General features: G+C 76.2%; 2 protein-coding genes. Both read right to left on the bottom strand.

Going from position 1 to position 4,633, the window contains the following annotated elements; genetic code table 11:
* Positions 1–103 precede the first annotated feature (103 nt).
* Complete coding sequence (locus tag IF30_RS0139830; protein WP_030247864.1) at positions 104–3,397, bottom strand: error-prone DNA polymerase; 3,294 nt, start codon at positions 3,395–3,397, stop codon at positions 104–106.
* A 54-nt stretch (positions 3,398–3,451) separates the two neighbouring features.
* Positions 3,452–4,633 (bottom strand): DNA polymerase Y family protein (locus IF30_RS0139825; RefSeq protein ID WP_051712253.1); only part of this gene is annotated, 1,182 nt, incomplete at its 5' end.

The following is a 4,633-nucleotide window of genomic DNA, read 5'->3' as shown; positions in this document are numbered from 1 at the left end:
GGCGGAGGCTTGCCGGGGCTGCGGGGGCCGGGCGGAGGCTTGCCGGGGCTGCGGGGGCCGGGCGGGGGCTTGCCGGGGCTGCGGGGCTTGCAGGGGCCTGAGCTCAGATGCCGATCCGGAGCGGGGTGAGCCGGGTAGCGATCAGGTTGGTCGCTCCCCGGTCGCGCTCGATGTGGCCGTGGACCAGCAGTCCGGCCCGGTCCAGGGCGGTGCGGCGCTGGGACTCCCAGACCGGTCGGCTGCAGATCACGTTGATCAGGCCGGTCTCGTCCTCCAGGCTGAGGAAGAGCACCCCGCCGGCCGTCGGCGGCCGCTGCCGGTGGGTGACCAGGCCGCCGACCACCACCGCCGTCCCCTGCGGCACGTCCGGGAGTTGGGCGGCGGACAGGGCGCCACCGCGTTCCAGGTGGATGCGCAGGTGCTGGAGCGGGTGACCGGTGGCGGAGGTGCCGGTGGCCCACAGGTCGGCGATCGTCTCCTCGACCGGGCTCATGCCGGGCAGGTCCGGCGCCTCGGCACCGGGCGTGGTGCCGGGGAGCAGGTCGGCCGATGCACCGGCGAACGCCCCTGCCGTCCAGAGCGCCTGACGTCGCGTCAGCCCGAAGCAGTCGAAGGCGCCCGCGGTCGCCAGCGCCTCCAGGACGGGAGCGGGCAGGCCGGTGCGGCGGGCGAAGTCCTCCAGGTCGGTGTACGGCTGCCCGGCCACGATCGCCTCCGCCTGCGGGGTGCCGATGCCTCGGACGGTCTCCAGGCCGAGCCGGATCGCCGGCTGCGGCCGCCCGGCGGTCAGCGGCGGTGTCGGGGTCGGCCCCCGGTACGGCTCCAGGGTGGGGCGGGCACCGCTGGCATTGACGTCCACCCCGCGCACCCGCACGCCGTGCCGCCGGACGTCCGCCACCAGGCTGAGCGGCGAGTAGAAGCCCATCGGCTGGTTGGCCAGCAGGGCGCACGTGAAGGCCGCCGGGAAGTGGTGCTTCAGCCAGGCGCTGGCGTACACCAGGTAGGCGAAGCTGATCGCGTGCGACTCCGGGAAGCCGTAGTTGGAGAAGGCCTCGATCTTGCCGTAGACGTCCTCGGCGACCTCCGGCGGGATGCCGCGCTCGGCCATCCCGCCCAGCAGCCGGTCACGCAGCCCGGCGACCCGCTCGTGCGAGCGCTTGGCGCCCATCGCCTGCCGCAGCCGGTCCGCCTCGGCGGGGCTGAACCCGGCGCAGTCGATGGCGAGTTGCATCATCTGCTCCTGGAACAGCGGCACCCCGAGGGTCTTGCCGAGCGCGTTCTCCATCAGCGGGTGGGGGCAGCCGGCCGGTTCGACCCCGGCACGCCGGCGCAGGTACGGGTGGACGGAACCGCCCTGGATCGGGCCGGGGCGGATCAGCGCGACCTCGACCACCAGGTCGTAGAAGTGGTCCGGCTTGAGCCGGGGCAGGGTCGCCATCTGCGCCCGGGACTCGACCTGGAACACGCCGACGGTGTCGGCCCGGCGCAGCATCGCGTACACGCCCGGGTCGTCGCCCGGGATGGTGGCCAGGTCGTAGCGCAGGCCGTGGTGTTCGGCGACCAGGTCGCAGGCGTCGTGCAGCGCGGCGAGCATGCCGAGGCCGAGCAGGTCGATCTTCACCAGCCCGGCGGCGGCCGTGGACTCCTTGTCCCACTGCAGCACGGAACGCCCGGGCATCCGGGCCCACTCGGTCGGGCAGATCTCGCCGATCGGCTCCTTGGTGAGCACCATGCCGCCCGAGTGGATGCCCAGGTGGCGTGGCAGGCCGTGGAGTTGGCCGGCCAGCGAGAGCACGTCGGCGGGGATGACGGCGTCCGCGCCGGGGGCGGAGCGGAAGTCGGTCTGCCGGCTGAACGCGTCCACCTGCCCCTGCGGGTAGCCGAGCACCCGGGCGGCGTCGCGGATCGCCAGCCGGGGCCGGTAGGTGATCACATTGGCGACCTGGGCGGCGTGCTCGCGCCCGTAGCGGCCGTAGACGTACTGGATGACCTCCTCGCGGCGGCGGTTCTCGATGTCCAGGTCGATGTCGGGCGGCCCGTCGCGGGCGGTGGAGAGAAAGCGTTCGAACAGCAGCCTGTAGTGGATCGGGTCGACGGCGGTGATCCCGAGGGCGTAGCAGACCGCCGAGTTGGCGGCCGAACCACGGCCCTGGCACCAGATGTCCTGGCGCCGGCAGAAGTCCACGATGTCGTGCACGATCAGGAAGTAGCCGGCCAGGTCGAGGTCCTCGATCACGTCCAGCTCCTTGGCGAGCTGGCGGCGGGCGACGGCGTTGCCGGAGCCGAAGCGCACCGGGCCGCCGGCCGCGACCAGCGCGCGCAGGTGGCCGATCTCGGTCCCGCCCTCGGGGACGGGGAAGCCGGGCAGCTCCGGGTCCAGCCGGGCGAAGTCGAAGGCGCAGGCCCGGCCGAGCTCGACGGTGGCCCGCTGCACACCCGGGAAGCGGGCCAGCCGACCGGCCATCTCGCGGCCCGAGCGCAGGTGCGCGGTGCCGGCCGCCCTGGTCCAGCCGACCGCGTCCTGCAGGGTGCGGCGCTCGTGCAGCGCGGCGAGGCTCTGCGCGAGGCGGCCCTGGGCGGGGCCGGCGTGGTGGGCGTTGGTGGAGGCGACGGTGGTCAGCCCCTGCCCGGCGGCGAGCGCGGCAAGGGCATCGTTGCGCCGGTCGTCCCCCGGCAGCCACTGGTCGATCAGTTCGACGTACACGTTCTCCCGGCCGAACGCCTCGGTGAGGGTGCGCAGTCGGTGCTCGGGGTCGCCCTTCCCGGCGAGGGCAGCGGGGACGCGGCCGAGGCGACAGCCGGTGAGCACCGCCCAGTGGCCGTCATGCGCCCCGGCCAGCGCCGCGAGGTCGTACACCGGGCGGCCCTTCCCGCCGCCGGCCAGCTGGGCGGCGGCGATCGCGGCGGAGAGGCGGCGGTAGCCGGCCGGGTCGCGGGCGAGGACCAGCAGGTGCTCGGTGTCCTCCGGGGGGTGGCGGGGGGACCGGTGTCGGGGCGGCTGGTGGCGGGAGGGCTCACCGCGGGAGGGTTCACGGCGGGAGGGTTCACTGCGGATGGTCAGCTCGGCGCCGAAGACGGTGGCCACGCCGGTGCCCCGGGCCGCCTCGGCGAGCCGGACGGCTCCGTACAGGCCGTCGTGGTCGGTGATCGCGAGGGTCTCCACGCCCAGCCGGGCCGCCTCGGCGACCAGGTCCTCCGGGTCGCTGGCGCCGTCCAGGAAGCTGAAGGCCGAGTGGACGTGCAGTTCGGCCCATGGTTCGGCGGAGTCCTTCGAGGCCGCCGGGGGCTCCTCCGCAACGGGGCGGCGCAACGGGACGACCGTACGGTCCGGCGCCGCGCCGGTCAGCCGGCGGTGCAGTTCGCTCCAGGGGAGGGTGGGGTGGCTGGTGAAGCCCATCGGGGTTGCCTTCGTCGCTCTCGTGCTCGTCCTGCCCCCCTGGCCGGTCGCCGGTCAGTCGTAGCCGGCCTCCAGGTACCACGCACCCCCCTCCACGGTGAGCAGCAGCGCCCGGCCGCCGCCCACCACGACCTGGAACCGCGCCCGGCGACGGGCGAGCGACTGGTCCCACCAGTACTCGACCGCCGGCCAGGGCCCGGTCCAGCCGTCCACCGCTTCCTCCCGCCCCCGGACCACGACCAGGGCCGGCCGGGCCGACACCCCCGCCCGGCCGTCCACCGTGACCGGCTGCCCGGCCTCGTCCAGCACCCGCACCGGGGCGGGCTCCCGCAGCACCACCGTCGGCCACACCTCCGGCAGCCGACCCGGCCAAGGCGCGTCGGCCGGCACCGCCGCCTCGTACGGCTCGCCCCACGGCACCTTGACGGCCTGCTCGCCCGGGCCGCGCCCGCCGGCCGGCTCGATCCGGCGCAGCCCGGCGTGCCCGAGCACCGCCTGCACCCGGGCGACCGCCCGCTCCACCCGGTCGTCGGCGACCGCCTGGCCCCACAGCGCCAGCTGGCGGCCCTGGTCCGGGGAGAGGCCGTCGGGGGCCAGGCGGAGCACGGTGAAGCCCGCGTCGGGGCCCTCGCCGACCGCCCCGAAGGTGCCCGCGCCCTGCCAGGCCTGGAGCTGCCAGCGGACCCGCTCGGCCAGCGCCGCCGCCGACAGCCGACCCTCGTGCCGCCACAGCCGGGAGGCCGTCCGGCCGTCCGCGCAGGCCACCTCGACGGCCACCCGGCGGCAGGTCAGCCCCGCCCCGGCCAGCCGCCGGTGCAGCGCCTCGGCCAGTGTGCGGGCGACGAACACCAGCGGTTCGGCCAGCGGCTCCGGCGGGTCGAACCGCTGCTCGACGGCGAGGTCCGGCTCCTCGTCCCGCGGCACCAGCGGGCGCGGCTGCAGCCCGCGGGCCAGCCGGTGCGCGGCCGTCCCGGAGGGGCCGAAACGGTCCGCGACCGCCTCGGCCGGCAGCGCGGCGAAGGCCCCGACGGTGGGCAGGCCGAGCCGCCCGAGCAACTCGGCCGGCGCCTCGTCGCCCAGGGCGCTCACCGGGTACGGGGCGAGGAACTCCGCCGTCCGCCCGGCCGGGACCAGCACCCCGGCGCGGGCGGCCAGCACGGCGGCGAACAGGCCGTCGGCGACGCCGACCTGGGCGTGCGGGGTTGCCGTGCTCGGGGTGTCGGGGGTGTCGGGGGT

It is taken from the genome of Streptomyces sp. NRRL S-350 (genome assembly GCF_000719705.1).
Lineage (GTDB): Bacteria > Actinomycetota > Actinomycetes > Streptomycetales > Streptomycetaceae > Kitasatospora.
This window is presented reverse-complemented; position numbering and strand designations above follow the sequence as displayed.

Bases quoted from the DNA above. Each gene is read 5' to 3' on its own strand.
- IF30_RS0139830 (WP_030247864.1), bottom strand. From the start codon at position 3,397: ATGGGCTTCACCAGCCACCCCACCCTCCCCTGGAGCGAACTGCACCGC.